Origin of the sequence: Mesorhizobium newzealandense, from assembly GCF_042682145.1 — a bacterium.
GTDB lineage: Bacteria > Pseudomonadota > Alphaproteobacteria > Rhizobiales > Rhizobiaceae > Mesorhizobium > Mesorhizobium newzealandense.
The window spans coordinates 452,353-475,041 of sequence record NZ_JBHUGZ010000012.1 but is presented as its reverse complement, the minus strand read 5'-3'; the positions used below and the strand labels follow the sequence as shown (position 1 = coordinate 475,041).

Sequence of the window (22,689 nt, the reverse complement as noted above, 5' to 3'; positions counted from 1 at the left end):
TGTCTTTTACACAATGCCAACGCTCGTCAGTCCCGCGGCTAGTGTGGCAGCACGCACAATGCCCTTGCGCTCACCCGTCACTATCGACACGTCGACGGGCATATCCGGATAGAGCTTCACGTACGGTAGAGCTTTGAACTGGTCGGCACCCACCTCGATAGTCGCGGTGAAGGACGTCGCGCCGCTCCGTTCGTCGACCTCGGCATTGGCGGAAACGCGGGTCACATCGATGCCTACAAGGACCTGGATACGCGACTTCTGCAGCTCCTTCACCCGCCACATCAAGCACGAAAACCCTGTTCCCGTGGCGGCCGCCGGAGGGAGCGGAGGCTGCGGGAAGCGCACGTCTATACGGTCGTGAACAGCGATGCGCTTGCGGACTCCATCCTCACGCCATGGTCAAACGTCACCCGTTCGAATTCTCTTGCGGAAGGCGCTGCAGCGCCATGGCCGGAACCTCTTGGAGTAGGGCCACTGCGCGCGTCCATCCGGCAGAGGCGCCTTTGATCTTTACCGGAAAGCAGGTAACCGTAAAGCCCTTGGGCGGAAGCTGGTCGAGGTTGGTCAGTTTTTCGAGGTGGCAATAACCGATCTCGGCTCCCGCCTTATGTCCTTCCCAGATGATGCTGGCGTCGCCGGTTTCAGCATAACGTTTGGCGGTGAAGGGAAAGGGGGCATCCCAGCTCCATGCGTCCGTGCCGGTCACCCGCACGCCGTGTGAGGTCAGGAAAAGCGTGGCCTCACGGCCCATGCCGCACCCCTTGCCCAGATAGGCCGGGCTGCCATAAGCGGCGGCGGCCGAAGTGTTGACCAGCACAATTTCCAGCGGGCTCAACGTGTGGTCTATGCGGTCAAGCTCGGCCTCAACGTCGGCGGCCGTCACCACATAACCGTCTGGCAGATGACGGAAATCCAACTTCACACCCGGCTGCATACACCAATCCAGCGGCACTTCGTCGATGGTCATTGCCCGTTCACCACCGTTCATGGTGGGGTGATAGTGCCATGGCGCATCAAGGTGGGTGCCGTTGTGCGTGTTGACCTTGCACTCTTCAACTGCCCAGCCATAGCCACCGGGCAGCTGATCCACGCCGAGCCCGGGAAAGAACGCCACCATGCCTTCGGCGCTTTCGCGATGCCCAGTATAGCTGATCACGGGGCGGATCGGCGGGGGGTCCGCTGGCGTTTCATTGTCGAGGGCGATGGAGAGATCGATGATTTGGCGGGTCATGGAGTTCCTTCTCAATAATTATTCGAACGTCCGGCGAAGAACTTGGTTGCGCAGGGTGCCGAGGCCGTCAACAATGCCTTCCAGCACGTCTCCCTGCTTGAGATCAACTGGGCCTGTCGCAAAATTTCGGCGTTAACGCGCTGTTGACCACACCTGATGCTCTTCCCGCTCTGATGGTTCTGAATGCCATTTCCGAAAAGCTGGAGCGCCGATCGAAAGATGATTTCTTCAATCGGCACCAAAGATTTGCGCGTAGACCGCCTCGATCCGCCTTGCCTCGTCATCGGTCAGCGCGGCGAATTCCTTTTCGCGCTCGCGACTCGAAAGCCGGCCAGAGGCGACTGCTGCATGCCGGTCAGGCACGCAGCGTTCGCGCCAACGAGCGCCGGCTAAATTCCAACGACGAGTGCCCCGCCGCTTAAGCCCGCCCCCGCGGCAGCAAGAAGGACTTTTTCGCCAGGCCGCAATGGCTCTGTCTGATTGGCCAACGATAGGGATAGCGGGATCGTCGCGGCCGAAGAGTTGCCGTAGTCGGCGATTGTCTTGACGATTGCTTCATCTGCAATGCCGAGGCTCCTCCCGACCGCATCGAAGATGCGGGCATTGGCCTGGTGCGGCACGAACCGATCGATGTCCTGCGGCTGCGTTCGGGCTGCGGCGAGCGCGTCCTTTGAACATGCAGTCATCATGTCCACGGCCCTGGCGAACACTTCGCGGCCGTCGGTCATCGTCATTCGGGTTTGCCCGAGATCCAGGCCACTTTGGAACGGGATGTTGCTTCCGCCCGCCGGGATCTGGATCAGCCCGTAGCGCGAGCCGTCGGAATCCACCGAGGCACCTCGAATGCCCCGGTCGGGATCCTCGCAGGGACCGATCACCAGGGCGCCGGCGGCATCGGCGAAAAGGACCGAGCTTGCGCGCTCGGCCGGATTGATGCGGCGGCTGAGGATGTTGGCGGCAATCACAAGGGTCGCCTTGCCATGCAGGCGGGTGACGCCGTCGGCGAACATCAGCGCATAGATGAAGCCGGCGCAGGCGCCGGTCAGATCGATCGCACCTGCTCGTCCAAGTCCCAGCTTGTGCGCGACGAGGGGTGCGCTGGGCGGCAGAAGGTGGTCGGGCGTCGAGGTGGCAAGCAACAGGAGACCGATGTCGCTGCGATCAATAGCGGCGTTCGCCAGCGCCATCTCGCCTGCACGCACAGCAAGGCCGGACAGCGTGTCTTCATCTGTCGCCCAGAAGCGCGAACGAATTCCGGTGCGCCGCTCGATCCAGCCTGGCTCGAGCCCGAGACGATCTTCGATCTCCGGATTCTCGACCTTGCGCGCCGGCGCATGATGGCCGAACCCGAGAATGCGAGACGACCTGCTCATGGCCCCGACCCGAAGCGTTCGCTGGCCTCCTCGATGGCGTCATAGAGACCGTCCAGTTCCTCGCTGGTGATGCAATAGGGCGGCAGAAGATAGAGGACATTGCCAAGCGGACGCACGAGCAGGCCGCGCTCGAGGAAAAAAGCCCGCAGTTTTGGCCCGATCTCGGCCAGATAGCCGGCGGAGCCGGTGCGCAGATCGAGAGCCGTGATCGTCCCGGTCGCCCGGCTATCGGTGAAGCGAGGGTTATCGCGAAAGCGTTGAAGCCCGGCGGCCTGCTTTGCACTCAGGGCCGCGACCCGCTCGGCTACCGGCTCGTCGCGCCAGATCTCGACATTGGCGAGTGCGGCCGCGCAGGCAATCGGATTGGCGGTGTAGGAACTCGAGTGGAAGAAGGTCTTCTTGCGGTCGTCGGAAAAATGGGCCCGGAAGATGGCGTCGGTGGCAAGCGTCGCCGCCAGCGGGATGGCGCCTCCGGTCAAGCCCTTCGAGGTGCACAGGATGTCCGGAGAGATGGATGCCTGCTCGCAGGCGAACATGGTTCCGGTGCGGCCCCAGCCGGTCATCACCTCGTCGGCGATCAGCAGCGTGCCCGAAGCTTCGGCGATCTTCTTCAGTTCGGTCAGAACCGAGGCCGGATACATCAGCATACCGCCGGCGCCAAGCACCAGCGGCTCGACGATCAGCGCGGCGGCGTGCCGGTCGCGGCTGACGGCCTCGAACCGATCCAGCGTCTCCTGCTCTCGCCCGGCGGCCGGGAAGGGGATGGTATCGACCTCGAACAGCAACGGCTCGTAGGCAGCGTTGAACACACCGCGGGCGCCGACGCTCATCGTGCCGATGGTGTCGCCATGATAGCTGTGCTCCATGACGACGATGCGCGAGCGCGGTGCGCCGATGTTGCGGAAATAGCCGAGCGCCATCTTCAGCGCGACCTCGACAGAGGTCGAGCCGCTGTCGGAGTAGAACACCCAGTCAAGGCCGGCCGGAGCGAGGCCGACAAGCGCCCTGGCCAGGCGTTCGGCCGGCTCGTGGGTGAAGCCGGCGAAGATGATCTGGTCGAGGCTCGCCGCGGTCGTTTCGATGGCCTTCATGATATGGGGATGGCGGTGGCCGTGGGTGACGACCCACCAGGAGGAAATGGCATCCAGGATGCGCGTGCCGTCGGCCTTGTGGAGGTAGGCGCCGTCCGTCCGGACGATTTCAGGGATCGCCGGTTCGAGCGCGTGCTGTGTGAACGGATGCCAGACTTGAGATTGCGACATCACTCGCCTCCGGGGATCAAAGCAAGGTCGAAGCCGGCAACCATTGCATCTCTCAGCGTTTCACTCGTCAGCGGATCGATGTGCGGCAGTCTGCCTAGCTGGCGCGCGCCGCTGAACTCCACGATTGTTCTCTGCGTATCGGCCACCTCATCACCGATGAAGGCAATGCCGATGAGCGGGATGGAACGGGCCCTGAGCGCCTCGATCGACAGCAGGGTGTGGTTGATCGTGCCGAGCGTGGTACGGGCGCACAGGATAACCGGCATCCGCCACTGAGCGAATATGTCGATGAACTTGGTGCGCCGGTTGAGCGGCACCATCAGTCCCCCGGCCCCTTCGATGACGATCGGACCCGGCAAGTCCGGAAGCGAGAGCTCTGCGACGTCTATCGCGACGCCGTCGAGTTCGGCTGAACGATGCGGCGACAGCGGCTCCTTCAGGCGATACCCTTCGGGCAGCACGCGTCCTTTCGGCAGGCCGGCGAGCCGTTCCACAACCTCGCTGTCGGTTTCGCCGTCGAGGCCCGATTGCACCGGCTTCCAGTAGAAACCGTCGAGAAGGCCGGCCAATCCCGCCGAAAACACCGTCTTGCCGATGCCGGTATCCGTTCCGGTGATGACGATGCGCTTGGTCATGCCGAGGCCAACACCTCGACGAGCGCCTCGACCATGGCCGAAATGTCGGCTTCGTCGACGTTGAGCGTCAGCGAAATGCGCAGACGCGAGGTGCCCTCGGGCACGGTCGGCGGACGAATGCCGCGAATGTCGAAACCGCGCGCCTGCAGCGCTGTCGCCATCGCCATGGTGCGCCTGACGTCGCCGATGACAAATGGCTGGATCTGCGAGCCGCTCGGTATCACGCCGCAGCGCCCGGCCAATTGGCCACCCGCGAAGGCAACTCGCTCCTGCAACTGGAGACGGCGCATCGGCTCATCGGACAGCATGGCGAGCGCTTCGCGCGCCGCGACCGCCATCAGCGGCGACGGTGCGGTGGCGTAGATGAATGGCCGGCACCGGTTGACGAGATAGTCGCACAGCGTTCGTGGAGCGGTGACAAGCGCGCCCGACGCTCCGAGCGCCTTGCCGCAAGTGTGGAGTGCGATGATGTTGTCGCGGCCCTCGAAACCGGCGGCAAGGCCGCGGCCCTCCGGTCCCCAAACGCCGGTGGCATGCGCCTCGTCGACGACGATGAATGCCTCGTGTCGATCGGCAAGCGCGACCAGGCTCTCCATCGGCGCACGGTCGCCATCCATGCTGTAAAGGCTTTCGACCGCGATCCAGACGCGCCCGGTGCCGCCTTCGGCGCGCCAGCGCGTGATCGCATCCTCGATAGAATCGACGTCGTTGTGCGCGGCGAGCTTGAACTCAGCGCGGCCAGCGCGAGCCCCCTCATGCATGCTGGCATGGGCGAGTCCGTCGAGGACCAAAAGGTCGCCCTTCTGCGGCAGCGCTGTCAGGAGAGCGAAGTTGGCGATGTAGCCGCTGCCGAAGAACAGCGCGCGTTCAGCTCCGAAAAACGCCGCCGCGTCCGCCTCCAGAGCCTCATGCTCCGGCGCGTTGCCGCGCAGCAGCCGCGACCCGGTGGCGCCGACCGGCGTGCCCTGCGCGATCGCAGCCGCAACCGCGTCGCCTAGTCTTCTCGAAGCGGCAAGCCCGAGATAGTCGTTCGACGAGAAGTCGAGGCCGGCGCGCGGCGACAGTGTCCGCAGCCGGTCCTTGCGCGCCAGCCCCTGCAAGGTCGCGTCATAGCGGGCAAGCGGTACCCCGCTCATTGCGTCTCGAGGTCCATCGGCTCGATGCCGAGACGCCGGAACAGCAGACTATCCTTGTCCTCGCCGGGATTGTCCGCCGTCAGCAGCGTGTCGCCGACGAAGATCGAGTTGGCGCCGGCAAAGAAGCACAGCGCCTGCATCTCGTCGGTCATGGCGGTGCGGCCGGCTGAAAGCCGGACATGCGATTTCGGCATCATGATGCGCGCCAGTGCGATCACGCGCACGAATTCGATCGGCTCGATCGGCCTGGCGTCGGCAAGCGGGGTACCGGCGATCGGGATCAGCATGTTGATCGGAACGCTTTCCGGATGTTCCGGCAGATTGGCCAGCGTCACCAGCATGTCGACGCGATCCATAGGCTCTTCGCCCATACCGACAATGCCGCCGCAGCAGACCTTGATGCCGCTGTCGCGGACATTGGCCAGCGTGTCCAGCCGATCGGCAAACGTGCGTGTCGAGATAACCTCGTTGTAGTAGCGCTCCGAAGTGTCGATGTTGTGGTTGTAATAGTCGAGGCCGGCCATTTTCAGTTGCTGCGCCTGGCCCAGATCAAGCATGCCCAGCGTCATGCAGGTCTCCATGCCCAGCGCCTTTACGCCTTCGACCATCGCCACCACCGCATCCATGTCGCGCGCCTTGGGATTTCGCCATGCCGCGCCCATGCAATAGCGGGTGGCACCGGCGTCACGCGCCTTGGTCGCCTCGGCGATGACGCGCCGGATCTCCATCAGCTTCGACGCTTTCAGCCCGGTTTCGTGATGGGCCGACTGGCTGCAATAGCCGCAATCCTCAGGGCAGCCGCCCGTCTTGATGCTAAGAAGCCGGCTGAGCTGGACCTTGTTGGGATCGAAATTCTGGCGGTGCACGGTTTGCGCCAGGAAGAGCAGATTGTTGAAGGGCGCGTCATGAAGTGCCCGAGCCTTCTCTAGCGTCCACGTCGTGGCGTCTGGGGCTTGAGCCTGTGGCATTGTCTTCGTCGGATTGGTGGCGTGCATGTCCATCCTGTTTCCTAGTCTACGCTTGCGCTATCTTCGTCTTACGATTCCTGGGGTTCGAATGCCCGATTGACCCATATGTTTGCTCGTGAGTCGTCAGGGCGCCCGACAGTCAAGGCCGATATCGAGGATCGGCGCGCTGTGAGTCAACCAGCCGATAGAAATCAGGTCGACACCGGTGGCCGCGATGGCCGGCGCTGACGCGGCGGTGATCCTGCCGGACGCCTCGGTGATCGCCCGGCCGGCGACCATCAGCACTGCCTCTCGCAATTGGTCAACCGACATGTTGTCAAGCAGAACGGCGTCGGGGGCGAGCGTCAAGGCCTCTTCCAACTGGGTCAGCGTATCGACCTCGACTTCGATCTTGACGAGATGACCTGCACTTGCTCGCGCGCGCTTGATGGCCGCACGGATCCCGCCGGCGATGGCGATGTGGTTGTCCTTGATCAGAATCGCGTCGTCGAGGCCAAAGCGGTGATTGGCGCCGCCACCGGCGCGCACGGCATATTTTTCGACGGCTCGTAAACCGGGCGTCGTCTTGCGCGTGCAGACGATCTTCGCGCCGTGCCCGCGGACCGCCGCGACGACGGATGCCGTCGCCGTGGCGACGCCGCTCAAGTGACAGAGAAAATTCAGCGCCGTCCGTTCCGCTGTGAGTATGGCCCGGGCCGGGCCGCTCACCGATGCGATGACCTGGCCTTCCACGACACCACTGCCGTCTGGCCGCTCCACCGAGATTTCAACATCGGGGCTGATCAGGCGGAAGGCGAGCATGGCTAGATCGAGCCCCGCGACAATCCCGTGCTGACGCCCCACAAGCACGGTCCTTGTATAGTGGTAGGGTGTCACAATGGCGTCCGTGGATACGTCACCGGCCCTGCCGAGGTCTTCGAGCAGAGCAGTCCGTACCAGAGGCTCGAGCATGACTGGGGGCAGCGGCGAGAGGTTCATTGCTCGGTCTCTTCAAGCGTAGACGAAGATGCGAGTTCCTCAGCTGTCGCTAAGGCTTCATCGAGCGTGAGCCTGGAGCGGCGGGCGGCAACCGCACAATCTGGACAGTCGATCCGGTAGTGAGCGCCGCGGCTTTCTTCTCGCAGCAAGGCGGCAACCGCGATCATCAGTCCCGCTATCGCAGGATCGGACGCTGCACCTTGGCGTTTGGCCAGCGGAAGTAATGTGCTCACGGCCTCGCGCAAGACCTCGCCATCTCGTTTCACGCCAAGGCTGCGTGACAGGAGAGGGCGCAACGAGAGTGGATCGGGAGCCGGAATTTCCCGTGCCGTCGAGCGTGTTCTGATGCCGATCGGAGATCCCGCCACGCTTTCGGCGACCCAGCGCGCGCATACGATCGCCTCGGTCAGCGAGTTGCTGGCAAGCCGATTGGCGCCATGCAGTCCAGTGGAGGCGACTTCGCCGCACGCCCATAGTCCGGCAACCGAGGTACGTCCATCCCGATCCACCGCGACGCCGCCCATGTGATAGTGCTGGGCCGGCCGTATCGGGATGAGGTCGCGCACGGGATCGATGCCCGCGCCCCGGCAGGCTGATGCGATTGTCGGAAATTGCCGCGCAAATGTCGGGCCGGGCTTTTCTCGTCCATCGAGAAAGACGCGGTGGCCGTTCGAAAGATGCGTCCAGATGGCGCGCGCCACCACATCGCGCGGCGCGAGTTCCGCGCCCGGCAAGCTGTCGAGGAAGCGTCGGCCCGTCTCGTCGATGATCATCGCGCCTTCACCGCGAACCGCTTCACTGATCAGCGTCATCGGGCGCGCCGGCCCATCAAGCGCGGTCGGGTGGAACTGGATGAATTCCAGGTCGGCAACCACAGCACCGGCGCGCGCCGCAAGCGCCAGGCCCTGTCCGCAACTGCCCAAAGGGTTGGTGCTGTCGAGGAACAGTCCGCCAATCCCACCCGTGGCGAGGACGACCCGTCCTGTACCGAAGAACACAGGACTCATCGAACAGCTTGCCCAGACACCTCGGACCGTATTGTCCTCCACCGCCAGCCGCCGCGCCTCTACACCCTCGACGACCACGATCGATGAAGTAGAACGCACAGCTTCGACCAGCACACGCATGATTTCCTGTCCGCTGCCATCGCCGCCGGCATGGACGATGCGCCGGCGGCCGTGCGCGGCCTCCAATCCCAGGCGCAGGGCTCCTTCAGGCGTCCGATCGAAGCGAACCCCAAGGGTCGCCAGGGTCTTGATCGCGTTAGGAGCCGCATGAAGGATGCGGGTTGCGATTTCTGCGTCGCACAGGCCATCGCCGGCGGCGAGCGTGTCGGCGACATGCAGCGCAGGATCGTCGTCCACGCCAAGGCTGGCAGCCAGCCCGCCCTGTGCCCATGCGCTTGATGCCTCAGATCCAAGCGGCGTCCTGGACAGAATAAGCACCGGTTCTGGCGCCAGATGAAGCGCAGTCAAAAGCCCGGCAATACCGCCGCCTATGATAATCGGGCGGCCAAGGAAACTGCGGACCTCCTCGCTCATATGGCGAGCATCCGCTCTACCGCTAGCCGTGCTCGTGCTGCAATGTCGGGTTCAATCATCACCTCATGCCGGTTCTGCTCGAGCGCAGAGCGGATGTTGGCGAGCGTGATGCGCTTCATGTGCGGGCATAGATTGCAGGGCCGGATGAATTCGATCTCGGGATGCTGGAGCGCGACATTGTCGCTCATCGAGCATTCCGTCATCAGCACGACGCGTGGCGGCTTTTGCCTTTCGACATAGTCGGACATGGCGGCTGTCGAGCCAGAAAAATCGGCTTCGGCTACAACGTCGGGCGGGCATTCGGGATGCGCGAGCACCATCACGCCGGGATGGCTTTCGCGCAACTGACGGATGTCGGCTGGCGTGAAGCGCTCGTGCACTTCGCAATGACCCTTCCAGGCGGTGATCTGCACCTTTGTCTGAGCGGCAATGTTCTGGGCCAGATATTCGTCCGGCAGCATGATCACCTTGGGAACCCCGAGGGACTCGACGACGGCCTTTGCGTTGCCGGACGTGCAGCAGATATCGGACTCTGCTTTCACGTCAGCCGAGGTGTTGACATAGGTGACAACCGGCACACCCGGATAGCGCTGCCGCAGCAGGCGAATGTCCTCGGCGGTGATCGAGTCGGCCAGTGAACAGCCTGCTCGCAAATCGGGAATGAGTACCGTCTTTTGCGGATTGAGCAGCTTCGCCGTTTCAGCCATGAAATGCACGCCGGCAAGCACGATGACGTCGGCTTCGGTCGACATTGCCTTACGGGCAAGCGCCAGACTGTCGCCGACGATGTCGGCCACGCAGTGGAAGATCTCCGGCGTCTGATAATTATGCGCCAGGATGACGGCGTTGCGCTCCCGCTTCAGCGCCAGAATTGCCTCGATGTCGTCCGAAAAGCTCGGCCATTCGATCGGAGGAATAACGCGCCGAACGCGGTCGTACAGGGATGCGGCCGAAGGCAGGATGGTGCTCATCGAGCCTCCAATTATAATCTACATGATTATAAGACCTTTATATTCGTTGTGACTATAAGCAATGTCAAGCCCGCGCGAGCGGCAATTTTGTCCCCGCCCCAGGCCTCTCGTCGATAATGGCGTGGCGGAAGCGGTAGAGTTGCGCCGGCCGGCCGCCGGTTTCGGCGGTCGCCTCGCCGGTCTTCTCAACCAGATCCTGCTGCTCTATAAGCCGGCGAAAGTTCGGCTTGTTAATGAGCCTGCCTGAGAGCGCCTCCACGGTTCGCTGCAACTGCAGAAGTGTGAAGAGCGGCGGCATCAGTTCGAACACGACGGGTCGGTATTTGATCTTTGAGCGCAGCCGCGCAATAGCCGTTGCCAGGATGCGGCGGTGATCGGCGACCATGGATGTGCCCGGCACGGGAGTGGGCGCGGCTGAATCCCCGCTGCGGGTCGCTTCCTCCACCAGCGCTGCCTCGTAGAGAAGCTCATAGCGCTGCAATACGAGCTCTTCGTTCCATGCTCGGTCGTCGAAGCCGAAGGTGACCGCCGCACGCCGCCGACGATCGAGCCGCACGGCGGTATCGTCAGCGCTGTCCGCCCATTCCCTCAATCGCGGTCGCAATTTTTCCAGCACAACCGCCGGCGTGCCGGAGCGATGATCCTCCCACGGAAAATAGTCGTACCAACTTGCCCAGCAGCGTTTGGCCGAGGCAGCCGGATCTTCGTCTCGCGTCAGTGCGAGGTAGCTGATCGAGATTACACGCTCCTCAGCGCCGACCCGATCGCGATCGGCGAAGGTGTAAAGCTGTTCGATATAGCCCAGCGGCTGGCCGGTCTGTTGTTCCACCCATCCTCTGAGACCCGACTGCAGGGAGCGGTGATCCTGCTCGAACGGACCCGACGGCAATGCGTTTGCCTGCCCGATGGTGAGAACGTAAGGGTCGCTGCTTTTCACGGCGACGACCACGGCGATAAGGTCCGCTTTGACGGCATTGGCCCTGCCTGCAGCTCTGCCTTTCCTGGTTACCTTTGCCTGGTGCTCCATGATCCCTGAACTGGTTGGCAGAGCCCTGCCAAGAAGGCGGCTGAACCGATTTAAATTGGTTTTCTACGATAACTGATTCGTGCTCGAAAAGGTGCCCGAGGCGCTCGCCAGCCGGATCACAGCGGAAATCGCAATTCCAACGATTGGAATCGGCGCCTCGGCCGCCTGCGACGGGCAGATCTTGGTGGTCGACGACATGTTGAGCATGTTCACCGGTTTTCGCCCGAAATTCGTCAAGCGCTACGGCGAACTTGCTTCAGCGGCAGAAGCTGCCATTGCCAGATACGCGGCTGATGTTCGGGAAGGGCGCTTTCCGGCGGCCGAACATGTTTACGACCAGGCGAAGGACGGAGATGTGGCATAAACGTGCCGGTTGTCCATACCATTGCCGAACTTCGCTCCATCGCCACGGAATGGCGCCGTTCTGGCGCCACCATCGCAGTGGTGCCGACCATGGGGGCGTTGCACGAAGGGCATCTGAGCCTCGTGCGTGCGGCGCTTCACAGGGCCGATCGGGTTGTCGTGACGCTGTTCGTCAATCGAAGCAGTTCAACAGTGCTGCCGACCTTGCCGTCTATCCCCGGACGGAAAAGGAAGATGCTGCAAAGCTCGCGTCTCTGGGCGCGCATCTGCTCTATGTGCCGGGCGTAGCGGAGATGTATCCGGCAGGCTTTACCACGACCGTTTCAGTCTCCCGCATCGGCGAAGGTCTGTGCGGCGCGTTCCGGCCAGGTCATTTCGATGGGGTGGCGACTGTCGTTTCCAAGCACTTCCTGCAGACCGGCGCTGATGTCGCCATTTTCGGCGAAAAAGATTTCCAGCAGCTTCAGCTTGTCAGGCGGAAAGTCGAAGCCGGCTGCGGTGGATGCCAATGCCTCACGCAGATCGACGGCATCAACACTTTCGCACCGCCAGCGCCTGCGCGGCTGCGACTCCGTGGGCCGTAAACGCAAGTATCTGGATGACGCTCACCTCTCCATTGCCATCGGTTCCGTGCAACGTTTGCGGATCGTCCGCCTCACTAGTCGTGCCAAAGGACTAGAGCTTTCAGTTACAACGTGGTGAGCCACCCCATCTATGTCTGGTCTCCGACCTGCGTCGTAAACCCGACACTGTCGTCCTCGCTAGGCATGAAGCGCCGCTACCAATGGTTGTCGCGTGGACATTTATTGTCAGATGGGCTGTCGTTTCGGTTAGAGACCGGCAAATTCTCTGGGTCAGGCGGCGGGGAAGGGGACGCGGTTAGATAGAATATTGCAGGGCACGTGGTTTGCGTGCCGCTCGGGTTCCCCTCCGCGGCCGTTTGCCTGATAGCTGGCTTATTCGAAACGCCACGATCTGAATGCAGCTAATACGGCGCGAGGTTTTTGTGCATTGCACAAGAACTTGACGCGTGGTCAGCGTCCTTTCGGTGCGGGAAGCGGGGTTTGGATAATAATGACGAAGCGGTGAGAACCTCGCTTCGTTGAAAGTGCATGAGGATCCTGATGACCTGTACAAGCCCTGACAAATCCAGCCCTGCAAGCCTTGAGGCCGTCGCGCGAAACGGCAGCATGCTGCATCGCATTGCCGTGCGCATTCCGACTTATTTGTCGGATATTCGCGAGAACCCTGCATGGCTGCCGATGTTCGTACTCGCCCGCACCATGCCGGCGCGCAGAATGCACTGGCGTGGTGCAAAGCCTGTTCAAGAGTCACAGAAAGCCCTGGACACGATGTTCATGGGTGTCAATCGACAGGATGTCGTCAACGCGCTGCGGTCGCAGGGGCTCTTTTCCGGGCTCGTCCTGCCGCCATTTATCCACCAGGAGATCGCCGCCTTCGCCCGGTGCACGCCTTGCTTTGGCAATTTCGATCGCCGTCTCGAATTCATGCCGATGGAGCATGCGGAAGCTGAGGCCCGGCTCGGCCGTCCGTTGCTCAGCGGCCACTATTTCGAGCGCATTCTCGGTTGTAAGGCCGCACTCGCCATACAGAGCGATCCGCTGCTCATGGATGTCGCTGCGCACTATCTCGGAGGCCAGGCGAAACTGATTACCACGCGCGTCTGGTGGAGCTTCCCCACCGAACAGGCCTCCGACGCCGACAAGAACCTCGCTTCGCTCGGCAAATACCACTTCGATCTCGATGACTGGCGGATGCTGAAGTTCTTCTTCTATCTGGTGCCAGTCGACGAAGGCACCGGCCCGCACGTCTATGTCCGCGGCAGCCATAACCGCCGGACCTTCAAGCACCAGCTGACGCTTCTCGTCGACCATCCGGCCCAAGAGGTTCTGGACGTCTACGGCCAGCAGAGCCCCATTACACTGACCGGCGAAGCCGGTCTCGGTTTCGTCGAGGATCCGTTCGGCTTCCATATGGGCACTGTGCCGGCGCGTAGGCCACGCTTGATGATGGAAGTCGGTTTCGGCGTGTCCCCGCCCTCGCGGCGACGCTTCCATGGCGAGCCGGTCATTCGCTGATTTCGAAAATTCCCGAAACAACCTTCCCAACTGAGATAAGGGCAATGGCGCCATCTCCGGATGATTGGCCCAAAGCGTTTTGTGCAGGTCGGTTTCGAGCTGTCGCCAGAGGCGCCGCCTGGCGACAGGCAAACGCCTCTCGATCGCGTGTGCGAATCGGTTGCCGTGCCGCGCTTTCGGCAACACGGCCCAATAGGCCTCCCGCAGTTGTCAGATCGACATGGCTCGAGTGCTTTACTTCGAGCGTGCGTTTGGTCAGCCTGGTCCGTTACGGAAGCAATCTTTCATCTCAGCGGAAAACTTCGCATCATGGGAATTGACAGCGGCGCAGCACGGCGCCGCGCATCCGAGGGCGCTACTGCGAGGAAATCGCGTTAGATCCTCGCTGCTCGCCTGGACGAACTCAATGGACACGGGATGAAGAGGTTTGCCGATTTGCTTGTAAAGCCGGTTAGGGGATTATGCTCCAGAACACCCTTCTCCTAGCCCTTGCTATTCATCCAGGCCGCAAGCGTCGGGCGGATGTATCCGGCGAGATCCACAATGGCCCGCATAGAGTTCTGTTATTCGCCCCGACTGTCGATGCGTTCAAATTCCGATCTCCAACGAGTTTGAAGCATCGATCGTTCCTATAGGGGCGGCCTCTTCCATGCTCTCACCACGTCTATCCAAAGGGGGGTGGCGACCGATGACTCTGTTGGCGTTCTATTGGGCAAACTTCGCAGCATTCCGGGTCGCTATATCGCTTATGACGGCATGAAGAAGCGTTCGAACCTCTTGTTCGGCGAGCCTGGGTGCAATTCCCGATTCGGACAGTTGAACGAGAATTGTCGTGACGGTGCTGCGCCAGAACGCATTCGCATCCTTCCCGTTTTTGGATTCCAAGACCCGGGCGATCCCTTCGACCAATTTCCGCCGACGATGCAGCGGGAACACGCTTATGTTTGAATCACACATCGATCACCTCACCCCTTCAGTTTGGCGAATAAGAATTGGCGCGTTGAAAAATTTGGTTAACAGCGCTTTCTTTTATGGGGGGCCCTGCAATAAATTGACCAGGGCTTGGTTGGGTGTCCCCGCGATGGATGCGGCGGCTTTCGCGAGTTCGACTTCCGTCCAGGAAGTCCATCAGTGATGATGAGCAGCAGGGAATAGGACAGGAAGCGCTATCGGCGAGCAGGCTCTTGGACTTGATCAGAACCCAGGTGAACCGCCATATTCCATCCTGGCTGCCGCGGTAAGCTGGGCCAGTCGGTGGACGAGGCCGATCCGGCCGAAATCGAGCCGTTCAATTAAATTTGTTGGGAGCGCCGGTCGGGAGGAAATCTCCCAATTGTATCACGCGTCCCTGTTTTGTTGGAGAAGTCTATGAAGGTGCCGCTCATTGCCGAAAACGTCGGCAATCTGAGCTGCGCGATGATCTCGAACTCACGATCAATTTCGGCGGCGGTTTGCCGACCTTCAGACTTCAATAGATGGATCTCTTGGCCGCATTGAGGGCAAATTTTCACCGATAGAGTCGATGCTCTCGAACGCAAGCTGTAGGCGCTGAAAAGTCTCAATCGACTCCTCAGATAAAGTGGCGGCCTTTGCCCTGCCAGTAGCCGCAGAGATGGCGCGAGGTCGGCCGTTTGATCAAAAAACGGTCCGCGCCTTCTTGCAGGTTCAGCTCCGCCCGATGGCGCACAGCGACACGTCGGCGCATGCAACTCGTCGCCTCATTCACAAAATGGAATCCCTGGAGTACTGGGGACCCACATAAAACTCCGGTCGCAGCCTACCCGGTCAAAACAAGGAACCCAACGATGAAGACTCTCGTCATCTGCTCCGGCGGATTGGATTCCGTTTCGCTTGCTCACAAGGTGGCAGCGGAGCACCAACTCGCCAGCCTGCTATCTTTCGATTATGGCCAACGGCACAGGAAGGAATTGGGCTTCGCCGCCCTTTGCGCGGAGCGACTAAACGTGCTGCATCGGATCATCGATATCCGCGAAATCGGCCGCGGCCTTTCCGGCTCCGCCCTAACCGATAGTGTGGACGTGCCGGACGGGCACTACGCCGAAGACAGGATGAAGGTCACGGTGGTGCCGAACCGGAACGCCATCATGTTAGCTACCGCCTTTGGATTCGCGGCCGCGCAGGGGGCCGAAGCGGTGGCGACGGCCGTGCATGGAGGGGATCATTTCATCTATCCAGATTGCCGTCCGGCCTTCATTGATGCCTTCCAGATGATGCAAGACCGCGCCCTCGACGGCTACGCGAACATTCGCCTTCATGCGCCTTACGTGAATCTCACCAAGGCGGACATCGTTGAGGATGGAGCACGATACGGCACGCAATTTGCGGAGACCTGGTCTTGCTACAAGGGCGGTGAGCGTCACTGCGGGCGGTGCGGGACCTGCGTCGAGCGACGCGAAGCGTTCCATCTCGCGCAGCACCCTGACCCTACCAACTACGAGGATGCCGACTTCTGGCTCGAGGCGCTGCATAGGAGGAACGTGTAATGTTCCGCATCACCAAGGAATTCCACTTCTCAGCCTCGCATCAGCTGACCTCCTTGCCTTCCGACCACCAGTGCGCGCGCCTGCACGGACATAATTACATCGTCGAAGTAGAGCTTTCGGCGAAGGAACTGAACGAGCACGGGTTCGTACGCGACTATCACGATTTGGCACCGCTCAAACGCTATATCGACCAGAGTTTCGACCACCGACATCTCAACGATGTGCTGGGACATGAGCAAGTCACGGCGGAATACCTGGCAAGACATTTTTATGAATGGTGCAAGGCACGCATGCCGGAAACTTCGGCCGTGCGGGTGAGCGAAACACCGAAAACATGGGCGGAATGGCGGCCATGACGCATCCCGCAATCCGCGTCAGTGAGATTTTCGGGCCAACGATCCAGGGCGAAGGCGTGCTCATCGGTTTGCCTACGGTCTTCGTCAGAACCGGCGGGTGTGACTATCGCTGTTCCTGGTGCGACAGCCTGCATGCGGTGGACAATCAATACCGCCATGAATGGGAAATGATGTCCGTTGACGCGGTCTGGCAAAGCGTGGTTGGGCTTTCCGGTGGCCGCCCGGTTATGGTGTCGCTGTCGGGCGGCAATCCGGCCATCCAGCCGCTCGGTGCGCTTATCGAACGGGGCCATAGGGAAGGATACCGTTTTGCGCTGGAAACCCAAGGGTCGGTGGTCAGGGACTGGTTTGCCGAGCTTGACGTGCTGGTTCTGAGCCCAAAGCCGCCGTCAAGCGAAATGGCGACCGATTGGGCCGCTGTCGAGGCATGCGTCCAGGCGGCAAACGAGAAGCCGCAAGTCGTGCTCAAGCTCGTTGTGTTCGACGAAAGCGACTACGCCTACGCGAAGGACGCCGCCGCGAGATTTCCACGATTGCCGATCTATCTGCAACCCGGCAATCACACGCCGCCGCGCCCCGGAAATGCAGACTCCGCTGTCGACCTTGACGGAATAACGAAACGCATGGAGTGGTTGGTTGAAAGCGTGACCCGCGACAGGTGGTTCGAAGCCCGCGTGCTGCCGCAGTTGCACGTTATGCTCTGGGGTAACAAGAGAGGCGTCTAGCCTGCCCGCCTTTCACTGGAACTGCGCCTGCGGGTCTTAGGTTCGCGTTGGCCCACATTTGACGGCGCTGTTGTTTCTGGTATCAGCGCCAAGGGCTGACCACGCCGCAACGATGACCTTTCCCGATTCGGATTGCTGGCGATATCGACGAGTGTCGGCCTTGTTGGTCGGTAAGCGCTCACCCGATTCCGTCCTGCCCAGCCTGGGCGGATCATGCGAAGAAGTCTCCGTTTTGGAGGGAGGTGTCTGCATCGAGACCGACGGCAAAATGGACGTCCATTTGGACCCTGTCCAGCCGCGGCCGAGCGAAGGCGTCTAACAGTGGAACCCCACCACAGGGGCGCTCAAGGCTTGCGGCTGCGCCTCGGACGTATGGAGGCTGACGCGGCAGCGGTGCCCATTTGCTTTGAGGCTCCTTAAGGATTGCGGCTGTTGAGGGTTGTGTAAGTCAAGTTCAGCAAAAAGGGGGCGGCCATGGCAATGTTCAATGTCACCGAACGCCACCATGCTCATGACCGCAAGCATGAACGCAGCGCCGCCGTCGAAAACATTCTGCTATCGAACCTGGAAAGACTGCATGTTGGTCGGCGCCTGATGGCGTGAGCGCCGCAATTGTCTCGCCATCCGCAATTGACAGAACTCGAGACGGCCCTTCGCCCAACCAAAAGGCTGACGCAACACAATTATTTGAACGCGTGCGATTATTTGAACGGGTGCGATCCGTCGACGCCTCCTGCAGCTGGCGCGCTTCTTGCGGGCTTTCATCGCACGGCCCCAGGAAGTGCCCTGTCGACGATGCCGAGTTTGAATTGCTCGACGAAAACCAAAGAAGGAGGTGGCATGAGACAGGTCGCGCCCGCCGGAGGAAGGACCAATTGCCGAGCTGATGATGGTCACAGGACCGTCACATCTTCTGTCTTCCAGCGGCATTATTTTGATTGGAAGAACCCAATAAGGAAAGACAAAACCCACCATGTGATTATCACCTGTCAGGGTGGGCGAGATCGCAGTGTGCCGCTGTTCGGGTGCGGCGCAACTTTTCAATGGCAAGGCGGCCAGACAGGAACACGGGCAAGACGCCAGCGACAGTCAATGAGCAATAAGGGCTTTTTATATGCAAGGTTTCGAACGCGGCTCGATTGCCGCGGGGCGGCTCATCGTGCCTATTTCCACCGTTGTCCTGCTGGCGGGATGTATCGTCGGCCCGGATTATCGGACGCCAATTTTGCCCACGCCGGCACACTGGAGCGGCCAAAACCCAACAAAGACCGCCTTACCGGCTCAATTGTCGAAATGGTGGCAGCGGCTGCGCGACCCCGAGCTGAACGCGCTTGTCGAGGAAGCGGTTGCCGGCAATCTCGAGGTCGCCTCCGCCAGAGCCAAGATACGCGAGGCTCACGCGAGTTATCGCCAGAGCGCAGCGACCTTGTTCCCGTCCGCCGACGGCTCCCTATCGGCCAACCGCGGCACGACTGCCGCGATCACGTCGGGATCTGGCGGCGATTCCTCTGGCGCGTTCCGGTCCGGTTTCGACGCCACATGGGAGCTGGATCTGTTCGGCGCCAACCACCGGAGCGTCGAGGCGGCCCGCTATGGACTGGACGCCGCCGAGGAAGAACTACGCTCCAGGCTGCTGACCCTGATCGGCGATGTCGCCGCCAACTACGCTCAGGCGCGCGGCTATCAGGCGCGCATTCAACTCGCGCGCCGCTCAGTCGCCTCCCAAGAGCAGACCGTCGCCATCACCCGCACAAGGGCCAAGGCCGGCCTGGTGACAGCGGCCGACGTGGCAAAAGCCAAGGCACAGGCAAGCAGCACGGAGGCCGAGGTGCCGACGCTGGAGGCTAGCTATGCGGAGACGGTGCACCGTCTTGCCGTGGTCACCGGACGGTCGCCGGACGCGCTGAACGACAGGCTGAAGCGCGGCGCGCCCATCCCGGCACCACACCTGCCGGTGCCGACCGGCATTCCCGCCGACATCCTGCTCGCCCGCCCCGACATACGCATGGCGGAGCGGCAATATGCTCAGTACACCGCCAGGATCGGCCAGGCCGAGGCAGCGCGCTATCCAAGCGTCAGCCTGACTGGAAATATCGACACGTCGGCCCTCGAGCTTGGCGACCTCGGCAAGAACTCCACCATCGGCTTCTCTTTTGGGCCGAAGCTCAGCGTGCCGCTGTTCAACGCCGGAAAGCTGCAGGCCGCCGTCGACGTCGCCAAGGCCGAGCGCGACCAACATTTCATCGCCTACAAGGCATCCGTGCTGACGGCGCTCCAAGATGTGGAAAACGCCAGCGTCTCGCTGACACAGGAGCGCATCAGGAACGGCAAGCTTTCCTCGTCGGCGAAATCGGCCCGCGACGCCGCACGCCTGGTGCGGATACTCTACCAGTCCGGTGCGGCGAGCCTGCTCGAAGTGCTGGACGCGCAGCGCTCGCTCGATACGGCCGAGGACACTCTCCTGCAAAGTCGCGTCTCGATCGCCACCGACTACATCGCGCTCAACAAGGCGCTCGGCGGTGGCTGGGACGGGGCCATCGACAGCGCCAAGCCGGAGGGCGTCGACGCCAAAACCAGGCCACAGCCGGCGTCGAAGGCAACCCAATGACAAACGCGCAAGCCGAACTTCACATGTTCCGTTTCGCAGGGTCTCGAGGCAATGAGATCTTCCCACATCGTCGACCTTGCATCGGATTTGGTCCGGCGCTTCTACGAAAAGCGCATCGACGCGCCGGCCGTCCTGGATCCTGCGATCGACCTTCCAACGCGGTCGCAGTCACCGCCGCCCGGCAATTATCCGCGACGACGCGGTTTCGGTGCAGTTCAGCAGGTGGCGCGCTTCCACCACATCATGCCGCAAGGGAACGTTTCCATGTCCGCCAACTGCTGTTCACGTCCGGTTGTGCACTATGATGAAGACGGGATCGCAGCGTTCGACCGTTACCCGGAGCAGACCGTGCCGCCGGTTGACTTGTTCGGCAAGGCGGGACGTCAACAGCTGGCCAGCCTCCGCGTCTCTGACATGGATCGCCTCAAGATCGACAGGGACTGGCGTTCATCGGCGACAGCCGCAGGTCGTAACCGCGCCAACTGTGCTCACTTCACTCCGTTCGTGAGTGTGCAACGACTTAGTGCCTCGGCTTTTTCGAAATGTGCTGCCGCGAGTTCGATGAATTTCGATGTCGTGTTCGGCGGGGCCGATTAACCTGGAACAACAAGGAGACGGCTTGTCATGGAGACAGGAATACTGGACGAATACGAACTGCGGCTTAATAAAATAAGACGCTTGATCGAGCACAAGGAGCTGGATGCTGCGCTGATAACCTCTACAGACAGCATCTTTTATCTGACCGGCTTCCGCTATCAGCCATTCGAGCGCCCGTTTTTCCTCGTCGTACGCCCCGAGGGCGATCTCGTCTTTGTGACACCGCGGCTGGAGGCCGAGAACGTCGCGGCGATCCCGCTGCAGCATCGCATCTTGGAATACACCGAGTACCCGGCGCCCAAAGGCGAAACATTTCTCGACGCGCTTGCCCAGGTGATCGGGGAGCATGATGTGATCGCAGTGGAGCCGTCCATGCCTGCCGAACTCATGCAAGCACTCGAGCACTTTTTCCCGATGGTGGAGCCACTGGTGGAGCGCTTGCGACTGGTCAAGTCGCCCTACGAGATCAGTCGGATCGAACGGGCCGCGCGCTTTTGTGACCTCGGCCTGCGGATGGTGATGGATGCAGCGCGTATCGGCACCTCCATCCAAGGCGGGTATGACCGCATCCCGGAGCTTCGCAATGCCATCGTCGAGGGCGAGGGAAAATTCGACCAGCACACCAGCTCGATCTGGCTCGGTGTCTGGGCTGCACCCTTCAGCGCCCAGCCGCATCGCTTTCCCGAACCGACGGACATATTCGGCGAAGGTCCCAATGTCGGCTTGTCGTTTCTTCGGGTGAACGGCTATTCGGCGGAGACCGAGCGCACCTTCTTCCTGCACCGCACCTCGGGCGATCAAGCCGCGGTCTTCGCGACGATGCTCGCCGCCCGCAACATCGCCTATGACATGCTTCGGCCCGGTGTCAGCGGCCACGAAGTCGATCATAAGGTCAAGTCGTTCCTGCGTTCTGAAGGATTCGGCGGAAATCTACTGCACCGGACCGGTCACGGTATCGGCATGGCCGGACACGAAGGACCGTGGCTTGCCGAGGGGAGCGACGACATCCTGCAGGAGAACATGTTGATCAGTGTCGAACCGGGCATCTACTGGCACGGCCAAGGTGGCTACCGCCATTCCGATACCGTTCTGATCACTGCGGACGGCTATCGGAAGCTGACCGATTTCCCATCTGACCTGGACTCGATGACTCTTGTCTGAGCGGACCCGTTGTCAGCCGGACGGCGACAAATGTCACCTGATGGGTTCGCTGCAAGCACGACACTGGGCGCAGCGTGGTTATGTTCAACTTGTCAACGGGCAAGCCGCCAACCCCATCCACAGTATTGCTGATGCTCGCCTTGCCCCAACCGTCAAGGCATTGAACGGCGGCGAGGTTTGAGACTTGTAGCCATCGGGCGATGCGTCTGAGGTCAAGGCCGCACCCGGTCGATCGCAGGATCGCCTCGCTGTTCATTCTGAAGTCCGCACCGGCACCGACTGCGCATCCGACGTAGCCGTCCGGGCGGTGTGGCCAGTGCAACGATTGCGCGGCAGGTGCGCACTTGGGCTATGTCGTAACGCGGTGGTCGAACCCGCCACCTGCTCAGCACCCGACCATAGGGTGGCTGCAGAGACAATCGGTGCTAACCGCGGCGTTTGATATTCGATCACCCGGTATGATCAGACCGCCGGGCTACGGGCCCGGGGCATAGCCGTACCACGATATCGACCACGCCGATCGCAGCCCCTAAGGCAAAGACGTCGCGTCGACGGCCTTCCAGCCGCTCCGCGAAGTTCAATTCCCGCAGTCGGCCTTTCGGTGCAGGGCACGCGCCAGCGGCGAGTGCACAAATGTGCCCAGGATCGGTATGAGAGATCCCGCGCGTTTCGCGCGGCCGCTAGTCGGCACGAAGCTTGCAGCGTCGTTGGTGTGGCGTTCGACCGGAACGCCGTGATGGGAGAAGCCCCCAAAGGGAGGAACCCACCTCGATCCGCGCAGGGAGACAACTATCTTGAATCCTGCCAATTCGCAGCCCGCGTGCCGCGTCCCGCAAGCCTTGCTACGCCCGGCTTTACGCGCAGGTGCTTGCCGCCATCGCCCTTGGCGTCACCCTTGTTTGCTTCTATCCGCAGGTCGGCGAGAGCATGAAGTTGCTGGACGATGCCTTCATCAAGTTCGTCAAGATGGTCATCGCGCCTGTCATCTTTCTGACAATTCGACCGGCATCGCCGCTATGAACGATCTCCAGAAGGGAACGATCTCCAGAAGGTCGGCCGGCGTGGCGAACGGCACTTGCGTCTGGCCAGCTCGCGCGAACGCTTCCCAGATATTGGGGTCGGCTCGTTGGCACGAAGCCGTCATGGACGCACCG

At 61.5% G+C, this 22,689-nt stretch carries 21 protein-coding genes and 3 pseudogenes; 11 read left to right on the top strand and 13 right to left on the bottom strand.

Going from position 1 to position 22,689, the window contains the following annotated elements; translation table 11 throughout:
• Positions 1-6 precede the first annotated feature (6 nt).
• From ACFSOZ_RS18805 to ACFSOZ_RS18750, 12 genes are all read right to left on the bottom strand, one after another.
• The gene (locus ACFSOZ_RS18805; RefSeq protein WP_379100402.1) at positions 7-273 is read right to left on the bottom strand and encodes a hypothetical protein; all 267 of its coding nucleotides are present in this window, start codon (positions 271-273) and stop codon (positions 7-9) included.
• A 133-nt stretch (positions 274-406) separates the two neighbouring features.
• On the bottom strand, positions 407-1,231 hold the full coding sequence (locus ACFSOZ_RS18800) for a cyclase family protein (RefSeq protein ID WP_378924072.1): 825 nt from the start codon (positions 1,229-1,231) through the stop codon (positions 407-409).
• A gap of 228 nt (positions 1,232-1,459) precedes the next feature.
• Positions 1,460-1,594, bottom strand: a complete 135-nt coding sequence (locus ACFSOZ_RS18795) for a hypothetical protein (RefSeq protein ID WP_280952830.1) — start codon at positions 1,592-1,594, stop codon at positions 1,460-1,462.
• Between the two features lie 26 nt (positions 1,595-1,620).
• Positions 1,621-2,604: a beta-ketoacyl-ACP synthase III gene (locus ACFSOZ_RS18790; RefSeq protein WP_379100400.1), complete on the bottom strand. Its 984-nt coding sequence runs from the start codon at positions 2,602-2,604 to the stop codon at positions 1,621-1,623.
• Positions 2,601-3,866 carry an adenosylmethionine--8-amino-7-oxononanoate transaminase gene (locus tag ACFSOZ_RS18785; RefSeq protein WP_379100398.1) on the bottom strand — a complete coding sequence of 422 codons (1,266 nt, stop codon included), beginning with the start codon at positions 3,864-3,866 and terminating at the stop codon, positions 2,601-2,603. Before ACFSOZ_RS18785 ends, ACFSOZ_RS18790 begins: the two co-directional genes overlap by 4 nt.
• Positions 3,866-4,501: a dethiobiotin synthase gene (bioD, locus tag ACFSOZ_RS18780; protein WP_379100396.1), complete on the bottom strand. Its 636-nt coding sequence runs from the start codon at positions 4,499-4,501 to the stop codon at positions 3,866-3,868. Before bioD ends, ACFSOZ_RS18785 begins: the two co-directional genes overlap by 1 nt.
• The gene (locus ACFSOZ_RS18775; RefSeq protein WP_379100394.1) at positions 4,498-5,637 is read right to left on the bottom strand and encodes an 8-amino-7-oxononanoate synthase; all 1,140 of its coding nucleotides are present in this window, start codon (positions 5,635-5,637) and stop codon (positions 4,498-4,500) included. The genes bioD and ACFSOZ_RS18775 overlap by 4 nt, the downstream gene beginning before the upstream one ends.
• Positions 5,634-6,632 (bottom strand): biotin synthase BioB, encoded by a 999-nt coding sequence (bioB, locus tag ACFSOZ_RS18770; RefSeq protein WP_379100501.1) that lies wholly within the window; start codon positions 6,630-6,632, stop codon positions 5,634-5,636. Before bioB ends, ACFSOZ_RS18775 begins: the two co-directional genes overlap by 4 nt.
• 96 nt (positions 6,633-6,728) lie before the next feature.
• A complete protein-coding gene (gene nadC, locus ACFSOZ_RS18765) occupies positions 6,729-7,583 on the bottom strand; it encodes a carboxylating nicotinate-nucleotide diphosphorylase (protein ID WP_379100392.1) in 855 nt (284 codons plus the stop codon).
• A complete protein-coding gene (locus ACFSOZ_RS18760) occupies positions 7,580-9,124 on the bottom strand; it encodes an L-aspartate oxidase (RefSeq protein ID WP_379100390.1) in 1,545 nt (514 codons plus the stop codon). The genes nadC and ACFSOZ_RS18760 overlap by 4 nt, the downstream gene beginning before the upstream one ends.
• Positions 9,121-10,095: a quinolinate synthase NadA gene (gene nadA / locus ACFSOZ_RS18755; protein ID WP_379100388.1), complete on the bottom strand. Its 975-nt coding sequence runs from the start codon at positions 10,093-10,095 to the stop codon at positions 9,121-9,123. Before nadA ends, ACFSOZ_RS18760 begins: the two co-directional genes overlap by 4 nt.
• A gap of 64 nt (positions 10,096-10,159) precedes the next feature.
• Positions 10,160-11,122, bottom strand: a complete 963-nt coding sequence (locus ACFSOZ_RS18750; RefSeq protein WP_379100386.1) for an NUDIX hydrolase — start codon at positions 11,120-11,122, stop codon at positions 10,160-10,162.
• Positions 11,123-11,201: 79 nt separating this feature from the next.
• Here ACFSOZ_RS18750 and ACFSOZ_RS18745 point away from each other — a divergent pair.
• From ACFSOZ_RS18745 to ACFSOZ_RS18735, 3 genes and pseudogenes are all read left to right on the top strand, one after another.
• A pseudogene (locus ACFSOZ_RS18745) lies at positions 11,202-11,486 on the top strand (3-methyl-2-oxobutanoate hydroxymethyltransferase); the annotation flags it as partial.
• Positions 11,483-11,970, top strand: a pseudogene (locus ACFSOZ_RS18740) (4-phosphopantoate--beta-alanine ligase); the annotation flags it as partial. The pseudogenes ACFSOZ_RS18745 and ACFSOZ_RS18740, both read left to right, overlap by 4 nt.
• Positions 11,971-12,609: 639 nt before the next feature.
• On the top strand, positions 12,610-13,584 hold the full coding sequence (locus ACFSOZ_RS18735) for a hypothetical protein (RefSeq protein ID WP_379100385.1): 975 nt from the start codon (positions 12,610-12,612) through the stop codon (positions 13,582-13,584).
• Between the two features lie 705 nt (positions 13,585-14,289).
• Here ACFSOZ_RS18735 and ACFSOZ_RS18730 read toward each other — a convergent pair.
• Entirely contained in the window at positions 14,290-14,541 is a 252-nt protein-coding gene (locus ACFSOZ_RS18730) for a DUF6074 family protein (protein ID WP_379100383.1), read from the bottom strand.
• A gap of 848 nt (positions 14,542-15,389) precedes the next feature.
• On the opposite strand from ACFSOZ_RS18730, the gene queC reads away from it, so the two are divergent.
• The 8 genes and pseudogenes from queC to ACFSOZ_RS18690 all read left to right on the top strand — a co-directional run.
• A complete protein-coding gene (gene queC, locus ACFSOZ_RS18725) occupies positions 15,390-16,088 on the top strand; it encodes a 7-cyano-7-deazaguanine synthase QueC (RefSeq protein WP_095090499.1) in 699 nt (232 codons plus the stop codon).
• The gene (gene queD, locus ACFSOZ_RS18720) at positions 16,088-16,444 is read left to right on the top strand and encodes a 6-carboxytetrahydropterin synthase QueD (protein WP_379100381.1); all 357 of its coding nucleotides are present in this window, start codon (positions 16,088-16,090) and stop codon (positions 16,442-16,444) included. The genes queC and queD overlap by 1 nt, the downstream gene beginning before the upstream one ends.
• Positions 16,432-17,169: a 7-carboxy-7-deazaguanine synthase QueE gene (gene queE / locus ACFSOZ_RS18715; RefSeq protein ID WP_379100379.1), complete on the top strand. Its 738-nt coding sequence runs from the start codon at positions 16,432-16,434 to the stop codon at positions 17,167-17,169. The genes queD and queE overlap by 13 nt, the downstream gene beginning before the upstream one ends.
• 480 nt (positions 17,170-17,649) lie before the next feature.
• Positions 17,650-17,772, top strand: coding sequence for a hypothetical protein (locus ACFSOZ_RS18710; protein ID WP_280952838.1), 123 nt, complete (start codon positions 17,650-17,652; stop codon positions 17,770-17,772).
• Between the two features lie 511 nt (positions 17,773-18,283).
• Positions 18,284-19,777: an efflux transporter outer membrane subunit gene (locus tag ACFSOZ_RS18705; protein ID WP_379100377.1), complete on the top strand. Its 1,494-nt coding sequence runs from the start codon at positions 18,284-18,286 to the stop codon at positions 19,775-19,777.
• Positions 19,778-19,828: 51 nt separating this feature from the next.
• Positions 19,829-20,374, top strand: coding sequence for a hypothetical protein (locus ACFSOZ_RS18700; RefSeq protein ID WP_379100375.1), 546 nt, complete (start codon positions 19,829-19,831; stop codon positions 20,372-20,374).
• Positions 20,375-20,401: 27 nt separating this feature from the next.
• Complete coding sequence (locus tag ACFSOZ_RS18695; protein ID WP_379018098.1) at positions 20,402-21,535, top strand: M24 family metallopeptidase; 1,134 nt, start codon at positions 20,402-20,404, stop codon at positions 21,533-21,535.
• A 798-nt stretch (positions 21,536-22,333) separates the two neighbouring features.
• Positions 22,334-22,569, top strand: a pseudogene (locus ACFSOZ_RS18690) (cation:dicarboxylate symporter family transporter); the annotation flags it as partial.
• Between the last annotated feature and the right edge of the window lie 120 nt (positions 22,570-22,689).

Bases quoted from the DNA above. Each gene is read 5' to 3' on its own strand.
- ACFSOZ_RS18785 (WP_379100398.1), bottom strand. From the start codon at position 3,866: ATGTCGCAATCTCAAGTCTGGCATCCGTTCACACAGCACGCGCTCGAA.
- ACFSOZ_RS18775 (WP_379100394.1), bottom strand. From the start codon at position 5,637: ATGAGCGGGGTACCGCTTGCCCGCTATGACGCGACCTTGCAGGGGCTG.
- ACFSOZ_RS18760 (WP_379100390.1), bottom strand. From the start codon at position 9,124: ATGAGCGAGGAGGTCCGCAGTTTCCTTGGCCGCCCGATTATCATAGGC.
- ACFSOZ_RS18750 (WP_379100386.1), bottom strand. From the start codon at position 11,122: ATGGAGCACCAGGCAAAGGTAACCAGGAAAGGCAGAGCTGCAGGCAGG.
- queC (WP_095090499.1), top strand. From the start codon at position 15,390: ATGAAGACTCTCGTCATCTGCTCCGGCGGATTGGATTCCGTTTCGCTT.
- queD (WP_379100381.1), top strand. From the start codon at position 16,088: ATGTTCCGCATCACCAAGGAATTCCACTTCTCAGCCTCGCATCAGCTG.
- ACFSOZ_RS18710 (WP_280952838.1), top strand. From the start codon at position 17,650: ATGTTCAATGTCACCGAACGCCACCATGCTCATGACCGCAAGCATGAA.
- nadA (WP_379100388.1), bottom strand. From the start codon at position 10,095: ATGAGCACCATCCTGCCTTCGGCCGCATCCCTGTACGACCGCGTTCGG.
- ACFSOZ_RS18705 (WP_379100377.1), top strand. From the start codon at position 18,284: ATGCAAGGTTTCGAACGCGGCTCGATTGCCGCGGGGCGGCTCATCGTG.
- ACFSOZ_RS18800 (WP_378924072.1), bottom strand. From the start codon at position 1,231: ATGACCCGCCAAATCATCGATCTCTCCATCGCCCTCGACAATGAAACG.
- ACFSOZ_RS18695 (WP_379018098.1), top strand. From the start codon at position 20,402: ATGGAGACAGGAATACTGGACGAATACGAACTGCGGCTTAATAAAATA.
- ACFSOZ_RS18730 (WP_379100383.1), bottom strand. From the start codon at position 14,541: ATGTGTGATTCAAACATAAGCGTGTTCCCGCTGCATCGTCGGCGGAAA.
- ACFSOZ_RS18790 (WP_379100400.1), bottom strand. From the start codon at position 2,604: ATGAGCAGGTCGTCTCGCATTCTCGGGTTCGGCCATCATGCGCCGGCG.
- bioB (WP_379100501.1), bottom strand. From the start codon at position 6,632: ATGCACGCCACCAATCCGACGAAGACAATGCCACAGGCTCAAGCCCCA.
- bioD (WP_379100396.1), bottom strand. From the start codon at position 4,501: ATGACCAAGCGCATCGTCATCACCGGAACGGATACCGGCATCGGCAAG.
- ACFSOZ_RS18700 (WP_379100375.1), top strand. From the start codon at position 19,829: ATGAGATCTTCCCACATCGTCGACCTTGCATCGGATTTGGTCCGGCGC.
- queE (WP_379100379.1), top strand. From the start codon at position 16,432: ATGGCGGCCATGACGCATCCCGCAATCCGCGTCAGTGAGATTTTCGGG.
- ACFSOZ_RS18735 (WP_379100385.1), top strand. From the start codon at position 12,610: ATGACCTGTACAAGCCCTGACAAATCCAGCCCTGCAAGCCTTGAGGCC.
- nadC (WP_379100392.1), bottom strand. From the start codon at position 7,583: ATGAACCTCTCGCCGCTGCCCCCAGTCATGCTCGAGCCTCTGGTACGG.